This window comes from Microbacterium sp., from assembly GCF_051953575.1.
In the GTDB taxonomy this organism is placed as follows: Bacteria; Actinomycetota; Actinomycetes; order Actinomycetales; family Microbacteriaceae; genus Microbacterium.
In genome coordinates this window covers 1-23,217 of the sequence record NZ_JBQCIP010000153.1, presented here as the reverse complement: position 1 = coordinate 23,217, position 23,217 = coordinate 1, and the positions used below count along the sequence as shown (strand labels likewise).

18 protein-coding genes are annotated in these 23,217 nt (G+C 72.0%); 6 read left to right on the top strand and 12 right to left on the bottom strand.

Annotated elements, in window-relative coordinates:
- Positions 1 to 33: 33 nt before the first annotated feature.
- The gene (locus ACTHNQ_RS09565; RefSeq protein ID WP_440333155.1) at positions 34 to 2,625 is read right to left on the bottom strand and encodes a family 78 glycoside hydrolase catalytic domain; all 2,592 of its coding nucleotides are present in this window, start codon (positions 2,623 to 2,625) and stop codon (positions 34 to 36) included.
- 113 nt (positions 2,626 to 2,738) lie between these two features.
- Here ACTHNQ_RS09565 and ACTHNQ_RS09560 point away from each other — a divergent pair, with 113 nt between their 5' ends.
- Genes ACTHNQ_RS09560 through ACTHNQ_RS09545 form a run of 4 tightly spaced genes read left to right on the top strand, consistent with a single transcriptional unit; the run spans position 2,739 to position 8,256 of the window.
- Positions 2,739 to 3,569 (top strand): NAD-dependent epimerase/dehydratase family protein, encoded by an 831-nt coding sequence (locus ACTHNQ_RS09560; RefSeq protein WP_440333154.1) that lies wholly within the window; start codon positions 2,739 to 2,741, stop codon positions 3,567 to 3,569.
- A gap of 1 nt (position 3,570) precedes the next feature.
- Positions 3,571 to 4,617: a LacI family DNA-binding transcriptional regulator gene (locus ACTHNQ_RS09555; protein WP_440333153.1), complete on the top strand. Its 1,047-nt coding sequence runs from the start codon at positions 3,571 to 3,573 to the stop codon at positions 4,615 to 4,617.
- 36 nt (positions 4,618 to 4,653) lie between these two features.
- Positions 4,654 to 6,162 carry an apiosidase-like domain-containing protein gene (locus tag ACTHNQ_RS09550; RefSeq protein WP_440333152.1) on the top strand — a complete coding sequence of 503 codons (1,509 nt, stop codon included), beginning with the start codon at positions 4,654 to 4,656 and terminating at the stop codon, positions 6,160 to 6,162.
- Between the two features lie 15 nt (positions 6,163 to 6,177).
- Positions 6,178 to 8,256, top strand: a complete 2,079-nt coding sequence (locus ACTHNQ_RS09545; protein ID WP_440333151.1) for a beta-galactosidase — start codon at positions 6,178 to 6,180, stop codon at positions 8,254 to 8,256.
- A gap of 12 nt (positions 8,257 to 8,268) precedes the next feature.
- Here the strand turns inward: ACTHNQ_RS09545 and ACTHNQ_RS09540 are convergent, their stop codons facing one another.
- The 9 genes from ACTHNQ_RS09540 to ACTHNQ_RS09500 all read right to left on the bottom strand — a co-directional run bounded on the left by ACTHNQ_RS09540 (position 8,269) and on the right by ACTHNQ_RS09500 (position 18,468).
- A complete protein-coding gene (locus tag ACTHNQ_RS09540) occupies positions 8,269 to 9,609 on the bottom strand; it encodes a threonine/serine exporter family protein (protein WP_440333150.1) in 1,341 nt (446 codons plus the stop codon).
- A 64-nt stretch (positions 9,610 to 9,673) separates the two neighbouring features.
- Complete coding sequence (locus tag ACTHNQ_RS09535; protein ID WP_440333149.1) at positions 9,674 to 11,398, bottom strand: hypothetical protein; 1,725 nt, start codon at positions 11,396 to 11,398, stop codon at positions 9,674 to 9,676.
- A 143-nt stretch (positions 11,399 to 11,541) separates the two neighbouring features.
- Positions 11,542 to 12,297, bottom strand: a complete 756-nt coding sequence (locus ACTHNQ_RS09530; protein ID WP_440333148.1) for an SDR family NAD(P)-dependent oxidoreductase — start codon at positions 12,295 to 12,297, stop codon at positions 11,542 to 11,544.
- A 9-nt stretch (positions 12,298 to 12,306) separates the two neighbouring features.
- On the bottom strand, positions 12,307 to 13,170 hold the full coding sequence (locus tag ACTHNQ_RS09525) for a phosphogluconate dehydrogenase C-terminal domain-containing protein (RefSeq protein ID WP_440333147.1): 864 nt from the start codon (positions 13,168 to 13,170) through the stop codon (positions 12,307 to 12,309).
- On the bottom strand, positions 13,167 to 13,961 hold the full coding sequence (locus ACTHNQ_RS09520) for a sugar phosphate isomerase/epimerase family protein (protein ID WP_440333146.1): 795 nt from the start codon (positions 13,959 to 13,961) through the stop codon (positions 13,167 to 13,169). The genes ACTHNQ_RS09525 and ACTHNQ_RS09520 overlap by 4 nt, the downstream gene beginning before the upstream one ends.
- Positions 13,958 to 14,824, bottom strand: coding sequence for a triose-phosphate isomerase family protein (locus tag ACTHNQ_RS09515; protein ID WP_440333145.1), 867 nt, complete (start codon positions 14,822 to 14,824; stop codon positions 13,958 to 13,960). The genes ACTHNQ_RS09520 and ACTHNQ_RS09515 overlap by 4 nt, the downstream gene beginning before the upstream one ends.
- The gene (locus ACTHNQ_RS09510) at positions 14,824 to 15,306 is read right to left on the bottom strand and encodes a ribose-5-phosphate isomerase (RefSeq protein WP_440333143.1); all 483 of its coding nucleotides are present in this window, start codon (positions 15,304 to 15,306) and stop codon (positions 14,824 to 14,826) included. The genes ACTHNQ_RS09515 and ACTHNQ_RS09510 overlap by 1 nt, the downstream gene beginning before the upstream one ends.
- Entirely contained in the window at positions 15,296 to 17,062 is a 1,767-nt protein-coding gene (locus ACTHNQ_RS09505) for a dihydroxyacetone kinase family protein (protein WP_440333141.1), read from the bottom strand. The genes ACTHNQ_RS09510 and ACTHNQ_RS09505 overlap by 11 nt, the downstream gene beginning before the upstream one ends.
- The gene (locus ACTHNQ_RS09500; protein WP_440333139.1) at positions 17,059 to 18,468 is read right to left on the bottom strand and encodes an MFS transporter; all 1,410 of its coding nucleotides are present in this window, start codon (positions 18,466 to 18,468) and stop codon (positions 17,059 to 17,061) included. Before ACTHNQ_RS09500 ends, ACTHNQ_RS09505 begins: the two co-directional genes overlap by 4 nt.
- 126 nt (positions 18,469 to 18,594) lie before the next feature.
- On the opposite strand from ACTHNQ_RS09500, the gene ACTHNQ_RS09495 reads away from it, so the two are divergent.
- Positions 18,595 to 19,329, top strand: a complete 735-nt coding sequence (locus tag ACTHNQ_RS09495) for a FadR/GntR family transcriptional regulator (RefSeq protein ID WP_440333137.1) — start codon at positions 18,595 to 18,597, stop codon at positions 19,327 to 19,329.
- A gap of 19 nt (positions 19,330 to 19,348) precedes the next feature.
- On the opposite strand, the gene ACTHNQ_RS09490 is transcribed toward ACTHNQ_RS09495, so the two are convergent.
- Positions 19,349 to 20,476: a hypothetical protein gene (locus tag ACTHNQ_RS09490; RefSeq protein WP_440333135.1), complete on the bottom strand. Its 1,128-nt coding sequence runs from the start codon at positions 20,474 to 20,476 to the stop codon at positions 19,349 to 19,351.
- 56 nt (positions 20,477 to 20,532) lie between these two features.
- On the bottom strand, positions 20,533 to 22,206 hold the full coding sequence (locus ACTHNQ_RS09485; protein ID WP_440333133.1) for an N-6 DNA methylase: 1,674 nt from the start codon (positions 22,204 to 22,206) through the stop codon (positions 20,533 to 20,535).
- Between the two features lie 148 nt (positions 22,207 to 22,354).
- Between ACTHNQ_RS09485 and ACTHNQ_RS09480 the strand changes: the two genes are divergently transcribed.
- Positions 22,355 to 23,217: FAD-binding protein (locus tag ACTHNQ_RS09480; protein WP_440333131.1), on the top strand; the 863-nt coding region annotated here is incomplete at its 3' end.

Sequence of the window (23,217 nt, the reverse complement as noted above, 5' to 3'; positions counted from 1 at the left end):
TGCCGCCCGGTGCGGCATCCGAAATCCCGCGGCTCAGCCGATCGCGATCTCGCGCGAGTGGATGCCGGCGCCCAAGGTCTCTTCGTCGGCGCCCGGCAGGTCGAGCACGGCCTCGGCGCCGACGGGGACGGTCGCCTCGACGTGCAGTCGTCCGCCGTCGATGCGCCACGAGATCGCCGCCTCGCCGTACGCGGTGAGCTGCCGGGCCGACGCGGACGTCAGGCCGCCGCCGGGCCGCGGTGCGAACCGGATGCGACGGTAGCCGGGCGCCGCGGGTGCGAGCCCCGCGATGACCCGGTGCATCCAGTCGGCTACAGCGCCGAGCGCGTAGTGATTGAACGACGTCATCTGGCCCGGGTTGACGGTGCCGTCAGAGAGGAGAGAGTCCCAGCGCTCCCAGACGGTCGTCGCGCCCTGCTCCACCTGGTAGAGCCACGAGGGGCACTCGCGCTCGAGGATCAGGTCGTACGCGGTGTCGACGTGCCCCCCCGCGCTCAGTGCGTCCGAGACCAGAGGGGTGCCCACGAAGCCGGTGGCGATCCGGTTGCCCGCATCGTGCACGAGCTGCGAGAGGCGGGCGGCTGCGGCCTCCCTCATCGAGGGGTCGGTGATGAGGTCGAACTGCAGCCCCAGCGCATAGGCGGTCTGCGCGTCGCTGGTCATCGTCCCGTCGGGGTGGACGTACTCGGCGACGAACGCGGCCGCGACCTCGTCGGCCAGGCTGTCGTAGTGAGCCTGCTCGTCGGCGAGGCCGAGCACCTCGGCCATGCGCGCGACCGTCCGCGCCGACTTCGCGAAGTACGCCGTGGCGACGAGGTAGCGGTCGGTCAGGGCGTCGGCGGGGTCGTTCGGCGGCGCGGCCGGGTCGAGCCAGTCGCCGAGCTGGAACCCCGTGTTCCACAGACGCGACGGTCCTGAGCGGCGCTCGAGCAGGTCGACCCAGCGGCGTCCGCTGTCGAACTGCGCGCGCAGCACGCCGGTGTCGCCGAAGCGCTCGTACAGCGTCCAGGGCAGCAGCGTCGCGACGTCACCCCACGCGGCGCCGGGCCGCAGCGGCGTCCACTTGTCGACGGCGGGGATGACCGGCACGTACCACGGCACCGTGCCGTCGGGGAGCTGCTCGAGCGCGACGTCCCGCAGCCAGCCCGACAGCATTCCCGACACGTCGAACAGCGTCGAGGCGGTCGGCCCGAACACCTGGATGTCACCGGTCCAACCGATGCGCTCGTCGCGCTGCGGGCAGTCGGTCGGGATGTCGACGAAGTTGCCGCGCATGCCCCACACCACGTTCTCGTGCAGGCGATTGAGGGCCGGGTCGGACGACTCGAACCATCCGGTGCGCTCGAGATCGGTGTGATAGACCCGCGCGACCAAGGCGCCGGCCGCGACATCGGCGTCGAGGTCGCCCGGCCAGCCCGTGACCTCGACGTACCGGAAGCCGTGGAAGGTGAACCGCGGCTCCCACTCCTCGCTCTCGCGGCCGGCGAGCGTGTAGTTGTCGGTGGAGCGCGCGCCGCGCAGTGGGCGCGTGTAGATCTCGCCCTCCTGCATGACCTCGGCGGTGCGGAGGGTGACCGTCGCGCCGGCCGGCCCGCTGACGCGGATCCGCACGCGCCCCACGAGGTTCTGCCCGAAGTCCAGGATGCGCCTGCCGCTCGGACCGGTGAGCACTTCGACCGGTCGCACCTCCTGCGTCGCGCGCACCGGGGGAGCCGTCGGGGCGACGAGCGTCGCGGGGTCGCGGTGGCGCTCCGACACGTCCTCCCACTCCGAATCGTCGAACGTCGCGGTGGACCAGCCGGCCTGCTCTTCGCGGGCGTCGTAGTCCTCGCCGTCGTACAGGCCGCTGTGCAGGATCGGGCTCGGTGCCGAGCGCCACGACAGGTCGGTCGCCACGACCTCGCGCGTGCCGTCGGCGTAGGTCAGCTCGAGCTGGCCGAGGAAGGACTGGTCGTAGCCGTACACGTTGCGGAACCCGCCGCGCCAGCCGAGGCGTCCGCGGTACCAGCCGTCGCCGAGCCACGCGCCGAGCGCGTTCGCGCCGGGCTGCACGAGGTCTGTGACGTCGTAGGTGTAGTACCGCAGCCGCTGCCCGTACACGGTCCAGCCGGGCGAGAGGGTGTCGTCGCCGACGCGCTCGCCGTTCAGCTCCGCCTCGTAGACGCCGTGGGCGGTCGCATAGAGCCGGGCGCGGACGAGCCCGTCGCGCACGTCGAAGCCGCGCCGCACGAGCGACGGGCGCCGCTCGTCGGAGTGAGGGTTCTCGTTGCGGAGCGCTCCCACCGGGCGGGCGATCCAGTCCGTGGGCTCGAGCAGTCCGGCCTCGAGGGTCGTGGCGGGGGACGGCGCCGACCACGCGCCGTCGGTGCCGCGGACGGCGATGCGCACGCTCACGCGTTGGCGCGAGCGCAGCGGCTCACCGGGCCATTCCACTAGCACCTGGTCGGGGCCATCGACCTCATGGGTCGCAGTCTCGGCGTGGTGCTCGAGCTCGACGCGGTAGGCGGTCTGCCGCCAGCCCGCGGGGGCGTCGGAGATGCGCCACGACAGGCGTGGCGTGCGCTCGCCGATGCCGAGGGGCTCGCGGTGGTGTTCGATGCGGGGCGCGTCGACGATGACGGACATCCAGGTCCTTCCTGAAGAAGATGAAACGTTTCGTTTCGGTGTACAGTGAGTGTGGCATCCTGAACGAAACGTTTCAAGTGGCGGGTGCGTCGGCGCCCGCGAGGAGGTACGGCATGCGGATCGGCGTCACGGGGAGCGGCGGCAAACTCGGCCGTGCGACGGTCGATCGGTTGCGTGCCGAGGGCCACGTGGTCTCGGGCTTCGACGTCGTCGGCACCCCCGGACCGGGGTTCACCCGCGTCGACCTCACCGACTTCGGTCAGACGCTCGACGCCTTCCTGTCGGTCACAGCCCGCCACGACGGTCTCGATGCACTCGTCCACCTCGCCGCGATCCCGGTGAACGGACTGGTGCCCGACGCCGCCACGTTCCACAACAACATGACGGTGTCGTTCAACGCGCTGTTCGCCGCGCACCGCGCCGGCATCCGCACGGTGGTGCTCGCCTCGAGCATCACCACGATGGGCTTCCCGTTCGACGAGGCCCCGCCGGTGCTCCCGGTCGACGAGGGTTACACGTGCGCGAACAACACCTACGGGCTGGGCAAGGTGGCAGAGGAGGCGATCGCGGGGCAGCTGGTCCACTGGGCGCCCGAGGCCTCGATCACCGCGCTGCGCTTCACGAACGTCGTTGCCGCCGACGAGTACGGCACGTTCGACCGGGCCGCAGACCCCGGCTACCGCCGCGACCTGCTGGGCTCCTGGGTCGACGCGCGCGACGGGGCCTTGGCCGTCTCGCTCGCCCTCGCGCATGCCGCCCCCGGCTTCGAGGTCTACAACGTCGCCGCGCCCGACTCGGGCTGCGCCGCGCCGTCGCGAGAGCTCGCGAAGCGCTGGTTCCCCGGGACGCCGGTGGCCGACGACCTCGGCGAGTTCGAGTCGCTCCTGTCGACCCGCCGCATCCGCGAGCGACTCGGCTTCGTCGCCGAGCACGACTGGCGCTGACGTGTCGCGGCAGAGCGGCCCGGGCCAACGGCCCGGCATCCGCCAGGTCGCCGCTCGCGCCGGCGTCGCGATCGGGACGGTGTCGGCCTACATCAACCACCCCGAACGGGTGTCGACCGAGCGGGCGGCACGCATCGCCCAGGCGATCGAGGAGCTCGGCTTCGTGCCGAGCATCGCGGGCCGCCAGCTGCGGCTCGGCGTCAGCAGCCTGATCGGCTATCTGTCGCCCGACGTCAGCAATCCGCACTTCAGCGAGATCGCGCAGGAGGTCGAGTACCGCGCCGAGCGGCTCGGCATGACGGTGTTCTTCGCTCACTCGCACGGCGACCGCGACCGCGAGGACGCCTACCTCGCAGCGTTCGAGCAGCGACAGGTGCGCGGGCTGCTGGTGTCGTCGTTCGCGCCCGTCGAGGATCGCCTGGCCGCCATGCGCGAGCGCGGCACGCCGTCCGTGCTCGTCGGGCGTCGCGCGTGCGACGACGGCCAGCCCTCGGTCTCGATCGACGACGTCTCAGGGGGGCGCCAGGCCGTCGAGCACCTGGTGGCTCAGGGAAGCCGCCGCCCCGCATTCGTCGGCGGCCCCCTGCCGGTGCAGCAGGTGGCCGACCGGCTCGCCGGTGCGCAGGCCGCCCTGCGGGCCACGTCGGGTGCGTACGACCTCGAGGTGATCGAAGTCGCCGAGCGCTCCATCGCCGCCGGCCGCGCCGTCGGCGCCGCGCTGGCCGCCCGTCCGGCCGCCGAGCGGCCGGACGGCGTGTTCGCCGCCAACGACGTGCTCGCGCTCGGCCTGCTGCAGGCGCTCGTCGCGGGCGGCGTCGCGGTGCCGCAAGAGGTCGCGCTCGTCGGCTACGACGACAACGAGTTCGCGGAGGCCTCGCTCATCCCGCTGACGAGTGTGCGCGCCCGGCACGAGGATTTCGGCGCGACCGCCGTCGACCTGCTGTTCGAAGCCATCGAGCACTGGCCGCGGCCGGCGACCGAGCTCACCGCCGCCCGGCGCGTCTTCGCACCCGAATTGATCGTGCGCGAGACCTCGCGCCGCGGCTGACCGACCCCGACCGACACGACATCGAAGGAGAACTCCGTGTCTTCCCCCGAGCTGTACCGCCCGATCGAGCTGACCTTCGACGGCGCGACCGTCATCCCCGCCGACCGCACGCCGCTGACGGTGCGGCTGCGGCATACCGCATCCCGGACCGAACGTGTCGTGCCGGGATTCTGGGACGGCGGCACGACATATCGTGCCCGGTTCGCTCCCGACCTCGAGGGGGAGTGGACGTGGAGGACCGACAGTGCCGACACCGCGCTCTCCGGGCGATCCGGTGGATTCGCGGTCGGCCACGGCACCGAGCGCGGGCCCGTGCGGGTGGCGCACCGGTTCCATTTCGCCCACGCCGACGGGACACCGTTCCGGCCGGTGGGCGCCACCGCATACAACTGGCTCCACCAGGACGAGCCGCTGTTCACGCAGACCGTCGACGCGATCGCCGAAGCCGGCTTCAACAAGCTCCGATTCATGGTCTTCCCGCAGGGCGGCGGCTACGTCGAGCACGTGCCGACCCTCATGCCGTTCGAGCAGACGGACGGCCGCTGGGACGTCGCGAAGCCCGTGCCCGAGTTCTTCCAGCGACTCGACCGCGCCGTCGAGGTGCTCGGCGAACGCGGTATCCAGGCAGACGTCCTCATCTACAACGCCTATGACCGCGGGCAGTTCGGGCTCGACAGACTCACCGAGGACGAGGACGCCGCCTACCTGCGCTACCTCGTCGCCCGCCTCGCCGCGCACCCGCATGTGTGGTGGTCGCTGTGCAACGAGTTCGACCAGCTGGAGCGACCCGACGACAGATGGGACCGGATCGGCGCGCTGTTGGCCGAGATCGACCCGTACGACCACCTGCGCTCCATCCACAACTGGATCGAGCTCTACGACAACAATCAGCGGTGGGTGACCCACGCGTCGATCCAGAACGGCTCCGCGACCACCGACTTCGGCCGCGCCAACCTGTACCGCGATGTGTGGGGAAAGCCGGTCGTGCTCGACGAGATCAAGTACGAGGGCGACATCCCCGAGCGCTGGGGGCACCTCGACGCCGAGCAGCTCGTCCACCAGTTCTGGGTGGCGACTGTGGCGGGCTGCTACGCGTCCCACGGCGAGAGCTTCGTGACTGCGTCGGGGAGCCTGCACATGGTCGAGGGCGGGCCGCTGCGCGGCGCCTCGCCGGCGCGCCTCGGGTTCCTGCGCGAGGTGCTCGATGACCTCGACGTCGTCGGCCTGGATCCCATCGACAAGTGGGACGACCCGGCCCACATGGCCGGCGTCCCTCGCCGTCAGTATGTGCAGTACCTCGGGCGGTCGGCGCCGGCAGCGTGGGCGTTCCGCCTGCCCATCGGCGTGCCGGGTGAGCGGGTGGAGGTGGGCGACATGTTCGAGGTCGATGTGATCGACACATGGAACATGACCGTCACGCCGGTCGGCCGCCGCTTCACGCTGACGGACGTGCAGCGCAACGACGCGTACGACCGCGTCTCGGATCCCGTCGCGCTCCCCGAAGGGGCCGCGGTCGCGCTGCGCATGACGCGAATCGAAGGCTGAGCAATGGGCGCGCCAATGGATCGGCTGAAGGCATGGCGCGGGGGCCCGCGTCTCGGTGCCGCCTACTACAACGAGTACCTGCCCGATCCGGGCCGGCTCGAGACCGACCTCGGGCTCATGGCCGAGGCGGGCATCACCGTCATCCGCGTCGGGGAGTCGGTCTGGTCGACGTGGGAGCCGCGGGACGGTGAGTTCGACCTGGACTGGCTGACGCCGATCCTCGACGCCGCGCACCGGCGCGGCATCGGCGTGATCCTGGGCACTCCGACCTATGCGGTTCCGCCGTGGCTGGCACGACGGCATCCCGAGCTCGCGGTCGTGCGCCGCGACGGCTCGCCGGTGCCATGGGGCGGCCGCCAGGAGGTCGACTACACGTCGGATCTGTTCCGGCGATACGCCGAGCGGGTCATCCGCGCCGTGATCGGGCGCCACGGGCGGCATCCCGCCGTCATCGGGGTGCAGCTCGACAACGAGGCCGGGCTGCACCTCATCCACACCGACCACGTGATGCGGCGGTTCCGCGACTGGGTGGCCGACCGCTACGGCGACGTCGAGACGCTCAACCGCGAATGGGGCCTCGTGTACTGGTCGCACCGGATCGCGGAGTGGGATGAGCTTTGGGCGCCGGCGGGCAACACGACCCCCGCGTACGATCTCGCCTGGCGGCGGTTCCAGGCCGAGCTCACCGCCGACTTCATCGGCTGGCAGGCCGGGATCGTGCACGAGCTCGTCGCCGCCGACGCGTTCCTCACGACCTGCATCGCCTACGGGCGCCCGGCGATGGACGACGTCGCGGTGGGAGCACGGCTCGACATCGCGAGCGGCAACGCCTACTACCTCGCGCAGGACGCCCTGGATCTCGAGCGCGACGGCGACGGCGGCCAGTGGTACGCCGACGACGTGCCGCAGTTCGTGCTCATGGCCGACCGCATGCGGGCGACCCGGCAGGCGCCGTTCCTCGTCACCGAGACCGGCGCCGCCTCGATCGGGCCGGCGTGGCTGACCCGCCCGCCGTACGACGGGCAGCTCGCGCAGGCGGCCTGGCTGCTCGTCGCCCGCGGCGCGCGCCTCGTGTCGTACTGGCACTGGCACACCCTCCACTCCGGTCATGAGGTGCATTGGGGCGGCATCCTCGGCCACGACCTGGCACCCGGGCGCGTGTACGACGAGATCGCCGCGATCGGCCGTCAGTTCGCGGCCGTGGGCGAGGCGCTGCGGGATGCCGAGCCCGACGCCGAGGTGGGGCTCGTGTACGCCCACGACAGCGAATGGGCTATGGCGTTCGAGCCGCCCCTCGCCGCGCCCGGCGGCGTGGACGGCGACCGCGGCTCGTACGCGCGCATCGTCGGCGCATTCGGGCGCGCGGCCGTCGACGCGGGCCTGCAGGTCGGGTTCGTGAACGAGCGGCAGCTGCCCGAGGCGGTCGAGCTCATGCGGCGGTACCCGGTGCTGATCGTGGCGGGGCTGGTCGCGGCATCCGATCCCACCCTCGAGACGCTCGCCGAGTACGCGCGGCTGGGCGGTCGGCTCGTGCTGGGGCCGCGCACCGGCTACGGCGACGACGAGGGGCGGATGCGGGCGGCCCTCGCCCCGGCGGTCGTCGGCGCTGCGGCGGGCGTCGGCTATCGCGAGTTCGCGGCGCTCGCGGCGCCGGTCGAGGTCGTCTCGCCGTCGGGGGAGGTCGTCGGATCGGCCCACGGCTGGATCGACGGACTCGAGGCCGCGGACGCGGAGACGCTGCTCGGCTACCGGCATGAGCTGTTCGGCCGCTGGGCCGCGGTCACACAGCATGCGGTCGGCGGCGGCGAGATCACCGTGATCGGCTCGATCCTCGACCGTACGACGCTCGCCTCGGTCATCGCGTCGGTCGCAGGTCCGGCCAGCGGACCGCTCGTCGCGCGTCCGGGTTCGGTGACCGCCCACTCGCTGAGCGGGCCGCAGGGCCGTGTCTGGGTCGTCCACAACTGGTCGCCCGAGGCCCGGACGGTGCAGGTCGGCCGAGACGTGGCATCCCTCATCGACGACGCGCGCCACGACGTCGGGGCCGACATCGTGCTCGGGGCGTGGGACGTGCGCGTGTGGCGCGAGGTCTGAGCCCCTCGGGGGTCACCGCGCGGCGGTTCCGCCGTCGAGCGGTGCGCCGCCCCGTTTCCGGACGCGCGGATGCCGTCGTGCGAGCACCCGGGACCACGGCGTGTCGACGACCACCGAGCCCGCCTTGGTGCCGATGCAGAGGCTCGCGAAGACGAGGAGCGCCGATTCCAGCGACCCGCGGTCGAGCGTCGCGAGGGCGACGAGACCGACGGTGCCCGGCACCAAGAGCAGGAAGGCGGGCTGGAACGTCGTCGCGGCGGGCACGCCGAAGCTGAGGTGCTCGAGCATGCGCGCGGCGACGAACAGAGCGGCCGCCGTGATGCCGGTGGCGAGCACGCTGCCGACGAACGGCGTGAGCCCGGCGAGGGCCGCGTAGGTGCACACCATGACGAGGATGCTGAGCACGATGAGGCGCCGACCCGCGCCGAACGCCAGGCCGACGCCCGCCGCGAGGACGACCACGCCGACCCACGACACCCACGGCGGGGGCAGCGCGGTCCAGCCGCCGGGCGGCGATTGCAGAGTGACCGCCTGGCCGACGAGCGCGGCCGAGTCTGGGTCGACGGTGAGACCGGTGACCGCGCCGCCGGCGAGGATGCCGACCGTCATGAAGCCCAGCACGATGAGCCCGTAGGCGAGGCGGGCCGATCCGGTGACGATGTCGGTCGCGCTGAGTTCGAGCAACGCATTGGTGATGAGCGCGCCGGGGACGAGGATCGCGATCGGCGCGCACACCGCGAACAGCGGCACGGCGCCGGTTCCCAGCCAGGCGGCGACACCGCCGACCAGGAGCGTCGAGGCGAACGCCGCGACGAAGGGCATGATCGAGGACGCAGCGCCCGAGCGTCGCAGCACCGCAGTGATCGCACCGACCACGACACCGGCGACGGCCGATGTGACGACGGCCCACCACGGACAGCGGAACAGCACGGCGAGCCCGAACGCGACGAGTGCGGTGCCGCCGATCCACGCGATCACGCGGTGCCGCGGCAGGAACGCCCGGATGCCGCGCGCGTGCCCGTGGATCCCGGCCAGCGGCACCGAGCCGTCGACGACGCGGTGCAGCAAGCGCATGGCGCGCGCCGCCTGCCGGATCGACAGCGCCTCGGACGTGGTGTTGCCCATCACGGTGCGCCCGCCCTCGTCGTCGAGCGAGATGAAGACCGCGGACGGCAGCACGGCGAAGCTCATCGCCTCGGCCGTGCCGGTCGCGGCGTGGGCGGACTCGAGCGAGGTGCGCACATCGGTCACCGACAGCCCCGCGTCGATGAGCAGCACGCCGAGCTCGGCGAACTCGGCGGCAGGTGCCGGGGCCTCGTCGCCCTCGCGGTCCCGCTCTGCTCCAGGTGGCACGAAGCCACGGTAGCGCCTGGACCGGCGCGACCTCGACGCCGGGCGGGGCCGCGGCCGACGCCCCTCAGATCCGGACGAAGGCGCCCGGATCGACCTCGATCGACCGCGTGGCGCCGTCGGGCAGTTCGACCTCGACGGAGCGCGGGCCGCGGTCGAGATTGGCGACGAGCACGGTGCTGTCGCCGGCGGTCAGAGCGCCGATCGCCCACACGAGTCCGTCGGGGGAGTCGCCGCGCAGACCCGGCTCGCCCGCGATTGCGGCGAGGGCCGCCACGGCATCGAGCACGGGGAGGGGCCTTCCGTCGGCGGCACGGAGGCCGCGCCCGCCCCATTCCTCGAAGTATGCGAGGGTCGCGACGCCCGGCACGGCGAGGGCCGCGGCGCTCGCGACGGTCCAGGCGGCGAGCTCGGGCGACCCCTGACGCGGGTCGGCGGCGGGTGTGAGCGCCGAGCCGTACCCGTCGCGCAGATCGTCGTGCGTCGGGACGGGCGGCGCGGTCGTGGCGACGTCGTTGAAGTGCGGGCGCAGCGAGATCGGGCCGATGTGCACCGGCAGCCCGCCGGCGATCTCGACGGCTTGGGCGGCCACAAGGCGCTGGATCGGCAGCGACTCCACGAGCTGTGCGGTGCTCAGACTGTGGAAAAGGGGCGTGCTGCTGAACACGATGCCGTCGAGTCCTCGCGGGAGGCGGTGGTGCTCGCGGTTGAGCTCGGTGAAGTGGGACCGGGCGCCTCCGACGACGTCCGTCTCGACACCGGCGTCGTGGAGCGCCTCGCGCAGCAGGGCGATCGCCTCGATGTCGGACACGTGACGTGCCGGCCCGGTGGGCCAGAACGCCGTCGCGCGCACGACCGGCAGTCCGCGCAGCGTCCGTGCTCCCTCGTGGATGAGCGCCGGGTCGTCGTCCGCGAGCACGAACCGCACGTCGAGGGGACTCCCGGATGCCGCCGCCCGGGTGAGCGCGGCACGCCAGTTGCGTGTGGCGAGGTCGAGCTCCACCATTACCGCCGCAGCAGTGACCGGCGCCTCCGGTGCCGGGTCGGGCGCGGTCGCCGCAGACACGGCGATCTGCGGAAGCGCCGGACCTTCGGCCAGCCGGATCCGGGTCGCCCCGTCGGGAACCACGGCCACGGGCGTGCCCGCCACCTCGACGTCGATCGCCTGAACCACTCGTTCACCGGCGGCGAGCGGGTACGGGAAGGGCAGCGCGAGCGGCCGGCTGTACGTCTTGTACGAGGCATCCGTCCAGTTGCGCTGGTCCTCCATCTCGAACACGTCGCCGTCGAAGCGGACGGTGATGTCGAGGCCGTCGTGCGACCACGCGATGCCCGATATGTCGAACGCGGGCTGGTGGGCGCTGATCCGAGACGGGTACCGGGATGCCTCGACCCCGCCGTCCGGGTGCGTGACGCGCAGCGGCGCCCCGGCGAGCGCGGGCGGGTGCAGCACAACGAGGCCGGTGCGGTTGGTCAGGAACGGGGTCAGGCACTCGAGGTCGGTCAGCACGCGCAGCCGCCCGCCGCGCGCCTCGGCGCGGACGATCCCGCGCAGGTCGCTGTCGAGCCCGGTGGAGTGCACGTGCAGGGTCAGCGCGAGGTCCGACGCGTCGACGCGGTCGACGACGAGCGACGCGGTGTCCCAGTTGCGGTCGCGCACGACGGCGCGCACCGAGCGCAGCACGACGCGGCCGTCGCAGGCGAGATCGGCGAACTCGTCGCCGCGCACCTCCAGCGACCAGCGTCCGCTGCGCCACCTCCGTGCCTCATCCGCGTGCCACGCATCGGTCATGCGCTCCATCCTCCTTGTCCGTGCCCGAGCCCTCCGGGGCTCGGGGCGTGCGATGACCGTTGGGGCGCACGCGCTGCGCCCCACCCGGGCAGCATGCACCCCGAACCCGGCGGTGCGTGCGTCTTCGCGATGCCCGAGCGCCGTCAGATCGTCATGCCACCGTCGACGGCGAACAGCGCTCCGGTCGCGAAGGCGGCGTCGTCCGACGCGAGGAACACCATGATGCCCTCGACGTCGGCAGGGGCGCCCGCGCGTCCCATCGGGATGCGCCCGATGATGGCCGCGCGCGCCTCGGGGTCGCTCGTGATGGTCGTCACGAGCGAGGTCTCGGTGTACGCCGGCACCACCGTGTTGACGCGTATGCCCCGATCGGCGTACGCCGAGGCGACGGTGCGTGCGAGACCGTGGATGCCGGCCTTCGAGGCGCTGTACGCGGTGAAGTCCTTGCCCTCGCCGTTGACCCCGGTCGGGCTGCCGGTGAGGATGATCGATCCGCCGGTGCCGTGCTGCAGCATCGAGCGCACGGCGTGCTTGACCGTCAGGAACGTGCCGGTCAGGTTGATGTCGATCGTGCGCCTCCACACGTCGAGATCCAGGTCGGCGGCTGCGGCATCCTGTCCGAACAGCTGCACGCCCGCGTTCGCGACGACGACGTCGGGGGCCCAGCCCTCGGCGCCGAGTAGACCGAATGCGTCCTCGACGGACGCCTCGTCCGAGATGTCCATGACGGCGGCGCGTGCCGCCTCGCCGATCGCGTCGGCGGCGGCCGACGCGGCCGCGGCGTCGCGGTCGGCGATGACGACGCGCGCGCCCTCACGGGCGAAGCGCTCGGCGACCGCGCGGCCGATGCCGGTGCCCGATCCGGTGACGAGGGCGGTCTTCCCCTGCAGTCGTGACACGGGTGCTCCTCAGCGCTCGATGTGGTCGAGGTGGAGCATACGCGCGAGGTTCCTGTCGAGCTCGTCATCGCGGAAGATCTTCTTCCAGTCGTCCTTGATGATGCTCTCGCGGCCGTAGTCCATCGCGATGAGACACGCGTCCGAGAACGGGTTGTCGCCGCGCAGTCCGTTGGCCAGGGCCACCTGCGTGTGACCGTAGAGGATACTGCGGGCCGCGGCCTCGGGGACGCCCATGGTGTGCACCGTCTCGTGCAGCGCCTCGTTCAGGAGCGCGCCGATCATGCAGGCGACGGTCTCGACGAGCGTCGGCTCCAGCTGCGCGAGTTGCTTGACGCTCACCCAGTGCACGTCGATCACGGGCGCGTAGATCGCGCGCACGGTGGCCTCGACGATCGCCTTCTTGGCGGGGTCGTCGGACTCGACGGCGGCGATGGCGTCCTGCGGCGCGGCGATCCCTCCGAAGGTGTCGGCCCACTCCTCGGGGCTCTGGCGCTGCAGGAAGATCGACGGGTGGCACGGGTGGGCGACGGCCTGCACGACGTCCTGGCGCGTGGTGAGCAGCCCGGCGTACGCGGCGGCCGGATCGAGCGTCAGGACGATCGCACCGGGCTTCAGCTGCGGCACGAGCTCGGCGGTGACCGACTGGAGCGCCAGGTCCGGCACGGCCAGCACGACGATGTCGGCGTCTGCGACGGCGATGGCGGCATCCGTCAGCTCGCGTCCCGCCTCGACCGTGCGCTCGCGGCCGGCGGGCGAGTTCTCGACGTACGCGACCTGGTGGTCGGTCTTCACGAGGTTGTTCGACACGCGCATGCCCATCTTGCCGCCCGCGCCGACGACGGCGATCTTGAAGGTGTCGGTGGTGGTGCTCATGAATGGCTCCTCAGGTACTCGATGGTGGTGCGGGTCCATTCCCGCTCGGTGCGGATGGTGGTCTCTGCGTCGCCCTGCCACGACAACCAGTGCTCGACGACCTCATTGATGCCGCGTTCGCGAGGTCGGACGGTCTGCAGCAGGTGCGGGTAGTCGTGCAGCCCGTCGCCCATGGCGGCGCCGCCGTACGTGAAGCCGACCCAGCCGGGCTGACGGGCGAAGGCGAAGTCCTTGACGTGCACGTTCTTCACGAGCGGCGCGGTCTGCTCGACGCAGTCGCGCGGCCGTTCGAGGCGGGCGACGACGTTGGCGGGGTCGAGGCACACGCCCAGGCGCGGGCTGCCGATCCGCTCGATCAGCGCGACCAGGTCGGCCGTCGCGATCTGCTCGTACGTCTCGAGCGCGAGATAGATCCCGGATGCCTCGTACGCCGGCAGTGCGGCGCGCAGCCACTCCTCGGCCTGGGTTGGCGTCGGACGGTTCTCGGCCGAGAACAGCATGCTGCGCACGAGGCGCGTGTCGAAGCGCCCGGCGAGGTCGGCGAAGTGCGAGAGCCGGTCGGGTTCGACGCCTTTCGTGCCGAGCTCGATCGTGAGCCCGAGGTCGCGGGCGGCCGCGGCGGCGTCGGCGAGCTCGTGGTCGTCCATGGCCTCCAGCGGCGCGTAGTCGCAGATCTGGAAGAGGTCGACGCCGAGGCGCTTCGTGGCTTCGAACGCGCCCACGAGCGACAGCGGCTGCGGCACCTGGTCGGAGTGCTGCCAGAAGAAGGCGTAGGTGCCCAGCCCGATCATGCGCACACCTCACCACGGGCGGCGGCCCGTGCGGCCGCCTCGTCCAGCACCGCGTCCAGCGCCGACGGGTCGTGCGCGAAGCGGCCGAGGAAGAGGCCGTCCACGTCATCGCCCAGGCGCGTGAGCAGGCCGGGTCCGGCCGAGCCGCCGTAGATGACGGCGCTGCCCGTGCGAGCGGGGTCGGCCTCCACCGCGTCGCGGAGAGCGCGGGTGACGGTCGCGATGTGCTCCACCGGTGCCGGCTCGGGCGCCCCGATGGCCCACACCGGCTCGTACGCGACGATGACGGGCCCGGACGGGGCGCCGGTCAGGTCGGCCGCGAGCTGCGCGACGGTCGCGGTGGCGGCATCCACCGCGTCGGTTCGCGAGGTCTCGCCGATGCACAGCACCGGTGTGATGCCGTGGGCGAGGGCGGTCGCCGCCTTGCGGGCGGTGACCTCGTCGGTCTCACCGAACAGCCGGCGGCGTTCCGCGTGCCCGATCTCGGCCACCGCCACGCCCAGCTCAGCGAGTTCGGCGGCCGTGACCTCGCCGGTGTAGGCGCCCGGCTCGTACTCCGACACGTCCTGTGCACCGACGAGGACCGGGGTTGCCGAGAACGTGTCGAGGGCGGCGGGAATCTGCGGGTAGGTCGGGATCACGAACAACCGCACGTGTCCCGAGATCACGGCCGGATGCACGGCCGCGCGCTGCACGACCTCGGCGAACCACGCGCGCGCCTGCTCGTGCCCGAAGTAGGTCTTCAGGCTCACCCCGACCGTGACCTGGGGGTGCACGAACTCCGCACGGTCGCGCGTTCCGCGCGGATCTGCCGCGGAATCGTGTGCATCCGGTGCGTGTGCGAGGAGTTCGTGCTCGGTCATCAGCAGCTGCCCGTGGTCTCGAACTCGTCGATGACGGCGACCTTGTCGGCCGACGCCGACGTGGTGTCGAAGCGGTAGGTGAGCCACTCGCGCACGAGGCGGCGGGCGAGCTCGATGCCGACGACGCGCTGGCCCATTGTGAGCACCTGGGCGTTGTTGGACAGGACGCCGCGTTCGACCGAGAACGAGTCGTGCGCGGTCACGGCGCGGATACCGGGCACCTTGTTCGCCGCGATGGCGACGCCGAGGCCCGTGCCGCAGACGAGCAGGGCACGGTCCGCGTCGCCCGCGGCCACGCGCTGCGCCGCCTCGATGGCGACCTTCGGGTACGGGGTGTGGCCGTCGGCGTCCACGCCCACGTCGACCACCGACACGACCCCGGGGTTCTGCTCCAGGTCCTTCTTGAGGATCTCTTTGTAGTCGAAGCCGGCGTCGTCGGCGCCGATCACGATGCGCAGCGGCTGCGCGTTGTCAGTCGACATATGCGTTCTCCTTGTCGTCGTTGGAGGCCGCCAGGCCGACGAGCGTCTCGCCGACGGCGGTGGCGATGAGTGCGAGCGAGATCGCGCCCGGGTCGGGCGTCCCCACGCTGTTCTGCCCGTGAGTGCGGGCGCGGCCCATCCGGGGGAGCAGCTCGGCGGTGGCCTCTGCGGCGGAGGTCGCGACGGCCGCGGCCGCGCGCCAGGCGTCGACGAGCCCGGCCCCGCCGTCGATGCCTTGCGACAGCGTGGCCGCGAACGGCACGAGCGCGTCGACGAGGGTCTTGTCGCCGACCGCGGCCTTGCCGTAGTCCATGACGCCCTGCGACCCGGCGGCCACTCCCTCCGCGACGGCGGTGGCCTCGGGCGTGCCTTCGTCGCCGAGCCGTGCCGCGATCGCGGTGAGGATCACGCCCCACAGTGCGCCGGAGGTGCCACCCGCCTTGTCGGCCCACGCGTCGCCCGCGCGCTCGAGGGTCGTGCGGGCGCCCGCACCGGCATCGACCGCCGCTGTCGCGGCGGCGAGGGCCGCGCGCGAGCCGCGCTGCATGCCGATGCCGTGGTCACCGTCGCCGGCGATGGCGTCGATGCGGCCGAGCTCGTCCACGTGGGCGTCGACGGTCTCGGCGATCGTCCGCACCGCGGCGAGCACCGTCCCGGCGACGGCTCGGGATGCCTCGTCCGTCGGCGCGACCGCGTCCGAGCCGCCGGCGGCCGCAGCGACGGCGGGGCCCACGCGCTCCCGGGGCGCCACGGAGCCCCGCCGGTACGCGGGCGTGTCGACGGGAGCCTGCCACAGCGCCTCGAGGGACTCGTCGAGCCAGAAGAGGGTGAGCGACGTGCCGGCCATGTCGAAGCTCGTGCAGTACTCGCCGACGTGCGGGTCGATCACCTCGATGCCTGCGTGCGAGAGCAGCTGGGCGATGCGCCGGTAGACGACGAACATCTCCTCGTACTTGAGCGAGCCCAGGCCGTTGAGGATCGGCACGACGCGGGCCCCCCGGACCGCGTCGACCCCGTCGGGCACCTCGGCCAGCAGCCTCTCGACGAGCAGCGCCGCCAGGCCGTCGGCCGTCGGGATCCCGGTCTCATCGATACCGGGCTCGCCGTGGATGCCGAGCCCGACCGCCATGCGGCCCTCGGGCACGGTGAACAGCGGCTGCTCGGCGCCGGGCAGCGTGCAGCCGGTGAAGGCGACGCCGAACGAGCGCGTGCGCTCGTTCGCGAGGCGCGCCAGGCGGGTCACCTCGGCGAGGTCCGCGCCGGCTTCGGCAGCCGCCGCGGCGATGCGGAACACCGTCAGATCGCCGGCGATGCCACGGCGCTTGTGCCTCTCGTCGCGTGTCGCGCTGACGACGTCGTCGGTCACGGTGACGGTCTCGCACGCGATGCCCTCGGCGCGCAGGTGCTCCTGGGCGGAATCGAAGTTGAGCACGTCACCGGCGTAGTTGCCGTACGAGAAGAACACGCCGCCGCCGTTGTCGGCGGCCTTCGCCACCGAGACGACCTGCTGCGTCGACGGCGAGGCGAACAGATTGCCCATGGCCGCGCCGTGCGCGAGACCGGGGCCGACGAGCCCGCCGAACGCGGGGTAGTGGCCCGACCCGCCGCCCACGACGACCGCGACCTGGCCCGCCGGCGAGGCCGTCGAGCGGACCACGCCGCCCGGCACCCGCCGCACGTACCGCTCGTTGGCCGCGACGAAGCCGTCGATCATCTCGTCCGCGAAGTCCGCGGGGTCGTTCCACAGCCGCGTCATCGTGCGTCGCCCATCCCCGCGTCGGCCGGTGCGGCGAGGACGGTCGCCGCATCCGCGGGGTGGCCCTCGTCCACGACCACCGGGTTGATGCGGTTGCTGCGCGCCAGCAGCACCATGAGCACGGCCGAGACGAGCATGACGAACCCGACGATGAACATCGGCACCTCGTAGCCTCCGGTCCAGTCGTGCACCGCGCCCGTGATGAACGGCGCGGAGAATCCGGCCAGGTTGCCGATCGTGTTGATGAGCGCGACGCCGGCGGCCGCAGCGGCACCCGTGAGGAAGCGCGTGGGCAGCGTCCAGAAGTTCGGCAGCGCGGCGAAGATGGCACACGCCGTGACCGTGATGACCGCGATCGTGGCGGCGGGCGAGCCGGCGAAGAGGGCGAGCGGGATGCTGACGGCCCCGGCGATCGCGGGCCCGGCGATGTGCCACGTCTTCAGTCCGCGCTTGGACGCGCTTCGCGACCAGAAGTACATGACGACCGCCGCGGGAAGGTACGGGATCGCGGTGATGAGTCCCTTCTGCAACGTGTCGAAGGTCTGGCCGGTCTGGGTCTGGAAGCCCTCGATGATCGTGGGCAGGAAGAATGCGAGCGCGTACAGCCCGTAGATGAAGCCGAAGTAGATGAACGAGAGCACCCACACGCGACCGCTCTTGAACGCGAACTTCGCCGAGACGTGGCCCTGCTCCTGCTTCTGCGTCGCGGCCTTCTCGCGATCGAGCGCATCGGTCAGCCAGACCTGCTCGTCGGGGGTCAGCCACTTCGCGTCGGTCGGCTTGTCCTTGAGGTAGAACCAGGCGATGACGCCCACGACGATCGCCGGGATCGCGACGCCGAGGAACATGAACCGCCAGCCCTCCAGCCCGAGCGCGCCGTGCTGCTGGATGAGCCAGCCGGCCAGCGGGGCGCCGATGACGGTCGTGAGCGGCTGAGCCAGGTAGAAGAGCATCAGGATGCGGCCGCGGTACTGCGCCGGCACCCAGAGGCTGAGGAACAGGATCGCGCCGGGGAAGAACCCGGCTTCGGCCACGCCCAGCAGGAACCGCAGCACGACCAGCTGCTCGAAGTTCTGCACCCATGTGAACAGGAGAGCGACGATGCCCCAGCTGACCATGATGCGCGAGAGCCAGCGGCGGGCCCCGAACTTATGCAGCGCCAGGTTCGAGGGGACTTCGAGCAGGATGTAGCCGATGAAGAAGACCCCCGACGCGAAGCCGAACTGAGCGGCGCTCAGGGCGAGGTCGTCGTTCATGCCGTTGGGGGCGGCGAACCCGATCGCGGTGCGGTCGAGGTAGTTGATGAAGAACATCAGGGCCACGAACGGCACAAGGCGTATCGACACCTTGCGGATCGTCGACCGTGCCACGGCGGGCGCGGCGGGGGTGGTCTGGTTCTGGTCCACAGTGACTCCTGGCTCATCGACGGTGATCGAGGTGGGTAGCCCCAGTGTGACAAACCGGTTGACCAATTGCAAGAACCGGTTGACCAAATCTGTTCGACCGGAAATGTCGCAGGATAGGTTGTTCGCATGCCCGCGTACCCTGACGACCGTTCAGCCGAGATCACGGCGGCCCTGGGGGCCCTGCCGAGCGGTACGCCCGTCTCAGAGGTCGCGCGGCGACTGATGGACCTCTTCACCAGCGGCGACCTGGAGGTCGGGACGCGACTGCCCCCGGAGCGTCAGCTCGCCGCCACTCTCGGTGTCGGGCGGTCGGCCGTGCGGGAGGCCCTCGCCGCACTTGAGATCCTCGGCATCGTGGATGTGCGGCCGGGGTCGGGCACCTACCTGCGGGGAACCGCGAGCGAGCTGCTGCCGCAGACCCTCCGCTGGGGGCTTCTGATCGGCCAGAAGAACACCTCCGAGCTGCTGGAGCTGCGCTCGGGCCTGGAGATCTACGTCGCCCGTCTGGCGGCGGGACGTGCAACGACGTCGGACCGCAAGGCGCTGCAGTCGTCATTGGAGCGCATGCGCAGCGGCGTGGGCGACCTCACGTCGTTCGCCCGGGCCGACCTCGACTTCCACAACGCCCTCGCCGCCGCCGCGGGCAACGACACGCTCGTGGATCTGCTGCACGTGGTGCGGTCGCTGCTGCAGGTGTACGCGGACCGTGCCGTCCACGACGAGGCCGAGGCACGCATCGCGATCGACGAGCACGGCGCCGTCTTCCGCGCCGTCGAAGCGGGAGACCCCGACGCCGCCGCCTCGGCGATGGCGACCCACATGGCGACAGCATCGGAGCGGCTGGCTGCCGCGGCCGGCTGAGGGCACCCGGCCTGCCGGCTCAGGCTGGCGCAGCCGCCCGACGCGCCGCCCTGACGGCCGCATCCCGGCGCACCCGCGCCTCGGCGTGGTGGTCGACCGGCGTGATCGCGAGCGTCCGCTCGACCATGGCGCGCAGGAAGCGTGCCGGATGCAGCTCGTCGGGCACGCGGTCGTCGAGCACGATCGACACCGGCGGCAGCACCGCGATGGCGGCGTCGAGCTCGGCTTGCGCAGCGGCTCGTGCCGCGACCTCCGCGGCCCGGCTCACCGCGGCGGCGTCGGCCGAACCCGGGTCATCGAGCGCGAAGAGCTGGTCGGGGTCGACCGTGCCCTCCGGTGCCGCCTCCGGCTCTGGCTCGGGCCCGCTCTCGGGCTCGTTCAGGTCGTCGCCGTCGGCGGGTGGATCCTGCGCGTACTCCATGAGCACCAGGGCGACCGCGTCGTACGCGTCATCCTCGTGGCCGAGCTTTCCGAGCAGATCGATCAGCCACGCGGCCTTCGCCGACTCCTTCTCGTAGATCGTCGTCCGCAGCCCGAACACGAAGCCCAGCGAGGCGAGTGGATGCCGCAGCCGCAGGTTCTTCGCGTCACCGTAGGACTCCTCGACCCGGTTCGCGGCGTTCTTGCCGAACGACGAGTCCATGCGCTTCGTGCTGATCAGCACCTCGGGCCCGGTGCGCCAGTCGGACAGGACGACATCCACCTGCTTCTGGTAGTTCTTGCCGAGGATCTTCGCCTTCCCCGCGACGAGTCCCGACTTGGATCCGCTGATCCGGATGCGCTCAGCCAGCGCCGCCCGTTCACCGTTGCGCGCCGGTGTCGCCTCGAGCAGCGCGGCGAGGGCCGCGGGCATGATGCGGGGGTCGGACTCGCGTGGCCACACCGCGTCGGGGTCGAACCCGGCGCGGCGAAGCTCGTACCCGATCCACACGTCGAGGGCGAGGGCCGGCACGCCCGACTGCGAGTTGGCGCCCAGATGCAGGGGAACGCCCAGCAGCAGGCGCAGCGTCTCGAAATCCGGCCGGTACGCGACGACGCCGTCTTCGACGGTCCACGGCGAGGTGTGGCCGGCGGCGGTGGCCCGCTCGACGATGCGGTCGAACAGCGCCCAGCCCTGCTCGGCGACGGACGGCTTCCTGATCGGCACGGAGTGGGTGTCCTTCGATTCGGCGGGCGGAGTGCGGCACGGCGCGCGCGGTCGTATCAGCGGGCGGTGCGGGACCGCGCGATGCGGCGCTCCATGAGCCGCGTGTGCGCCGCGCGGACGGCGTGAAGGTCGGCGTCGCTCGGCAGGTCGCGACCGGCGAAGAGCGCCGCGTCGACCCGCTGCACGGCGTCCCACAATCGGCCCCCGGCGAGGTCGGCCGCGACGAGGTCTCGCACGGCGCGCAGCTCGGCGGCACGCTCGGTGATGAGGGCGGACGACGGGACGGCCCAGCGGTCCGCCTCGCGCGGCTCGATCTTGAGGATGCCGCCACCGTATGCGCGGCCCACCATCTCGGCGTTGAGCACGGTCACCGAGTTGAGGCTCGCGAGGGGAAGGAGGTCGCGGCCGAGCTCGCGCAACGCCGCATCCAGGTAGACACCGTGGACCGAGTTCAGGTGGTGGACGCCGGCCTCGTTCGTCGTGAGGCGCGGCGTGTCGGCATTCATGCACGTGAGCAGCAGATCGGCCGGCGGCACGAGCGGCACCCGGTACCACGGGCTGCGGGTGCGGCACTTGTACGCCTCGTGCACCCGGTCGCGCTCGCCGGAGCGCACATACCGCTTCGCCGCGGGCGACAGGGTGTCGCCGGCCGGACGGAACATCAGCGTCGCGCGTCCCGCATCGCCGAGCTCGGCGAGCTGCACGGGCGTGAGCGCGAGCCCGCGAAGGTGGCTGCTGCCCGGGGGCGAGAGCGGCACCAGCTCCGACGGGTCGAGCTTGAGCTTCGCCGCTCGCTCGGGGCTCAGGGTGAAGTAGCCGTTGTTGCCGGTGACGATGCCGAGCGTCGTCTCGCCCCAGGCCTTGAGCGGGACGAAGGCGCCCGCCTGGCGCAGCGAGTGGAGCGGCTCGATCGCGTCGGGATCGACGAGCGCGCTGTTCCACTTGTCGGACGGGTCGGTCGGGGTGAACGTCAGTCCCTCGGGGAGCGACGTGAGCCCGGCGGCGTTGGTCGTCTCGTAGACCGTCGCGTGACGGCTGGCGCCTTCGTCGAAGCCCGACGCCATGAGCAGCACGACATCGGCCTCGGCCTCGGGGAAGACCTGCTCGGTGAACAGGACGAGTTCGAGCCGGGCGAACCGCTCGAACAGGAACCGGCGGACGGGCGCCGCGTAGTTGACGCTCAGCAGCTCCGCAGGCAGCACCAGTCCCAGGCGTCCGCCGGGCCGCAGGTGCAGGGCGGACTGCACGGTGAAGGCCGCCCAGCTGGAGGCGAGTCCGGTCAGCGCGACGCCGGCCCGGAACGCCGCCTCGCGGGCGCGCGCACGGGCCTCGCCCGTGAACTGCTGGTACCGGATGTAGGGCGGATTGCCGATCACCGCGTCGAAGCGGGCGGTCGGCTCGACGTTGAAGAAATCGTCCACGATCAGCGCGGGCGCACCGCCGATGCGCTGGATGCGCTCGCGGCCGACCTCGGCGCTGTGCGGGTGGATCTCGATGCCGCTCACGGCGGGCGGCTCTGCGGCGCCCATGTCGCGCAGGCGACGCACGGCCTCGACGAGGAACGCGGCGTCGCCGGCGGAGGGCTCGAGGACGGCATCCGTCCCCTCCCGGATCGCCCACTGCGCGAGGAAGCGCGTGATCGCCGGGGGAGTGAAGAACGCACCCCGCGCCTTTCGCGCACCCGCCGAGTCGTCCGCGGCTCGCTCCAGCAGTTCCGGCACGATACTCATTCTCGCCCACCTTGTCGCTCGGGTTCCGACATGACGCGCGCGCTGTCGAAGACGTGTTCGACGGTACGGGCGGGTTCCGACATAGAGCGGAGCACTCCGGCCGGACGGGGCAGGATGGAGAGGTCGACCGGATCTGAGGGGGAGTGCGATGTCGCGCAACTGGGCGGGCACCTACGAGTACACGGCGCCGCGGATCGTGACGGCATCCACCGTCGATGACGTCCGGCGCGTGCTCGCGGCCCCGGGCCGCGTGCGTGCGCTCGGCACCCGCCACTCGTTCACGGATCTGCCCGACACGACCGGGACCCTCGTCGATGTGACCGGCTTCGCGCCCGAGTTCGCGCTGGACGAGGCGGCCGGCACCGTGACGGTGCCCGCGGGCATCCGCTACGGCGTGCTCGCGGTGTGGCTGCACGACCGCGGCTGGGCGCTGCGCAACATGGGGTCGCTCCCGCACATCAACGTCGGCGGCGCGACGGCCACCGGCACCCACGGCTCGGGCGACGGCAACCAGGTCCTCTCGGCGTCGGTCCGGTCCCTGCGCTACGTCGGCGCCGACGCCGCGGTGCACGAGGTGGGCCGCGGCGAGGCCGACTTCCACGCGCTCGCGGTGGGCCTCGGCGCCTACGGGATCGTGGTGTCGCTGACCCTCGACATCGTGCCCGCGTTCCGGCTGCGGCAGGACATATACACCGGCGTGACGTGGGATGCCGCCCTCTCGCGCTACGACGAGCTCACGTCCGCGGGGTACAGCGTGTCGGTGTTCTCGCGCTGGGAGGCGCCGTCGGTCGGATTCGTGTGGGTCAAGACGCGCCTCGAGACCGACGACCAGCTGGTGGCCGACACGCTGCTGGACGGCATCCGCACCCTCGGCGAGGTGTCGCCGTTCGAGGACGGCGACAACGCCACCGAGATCGGCGGCGTCCCCGGACCGTGGCTTCTGCGCCTGCCGCACTTCCGCCTGGACGCGCAGCCCTCGTTCGGCGACGAGATCCAGACGGAGTACTTCGT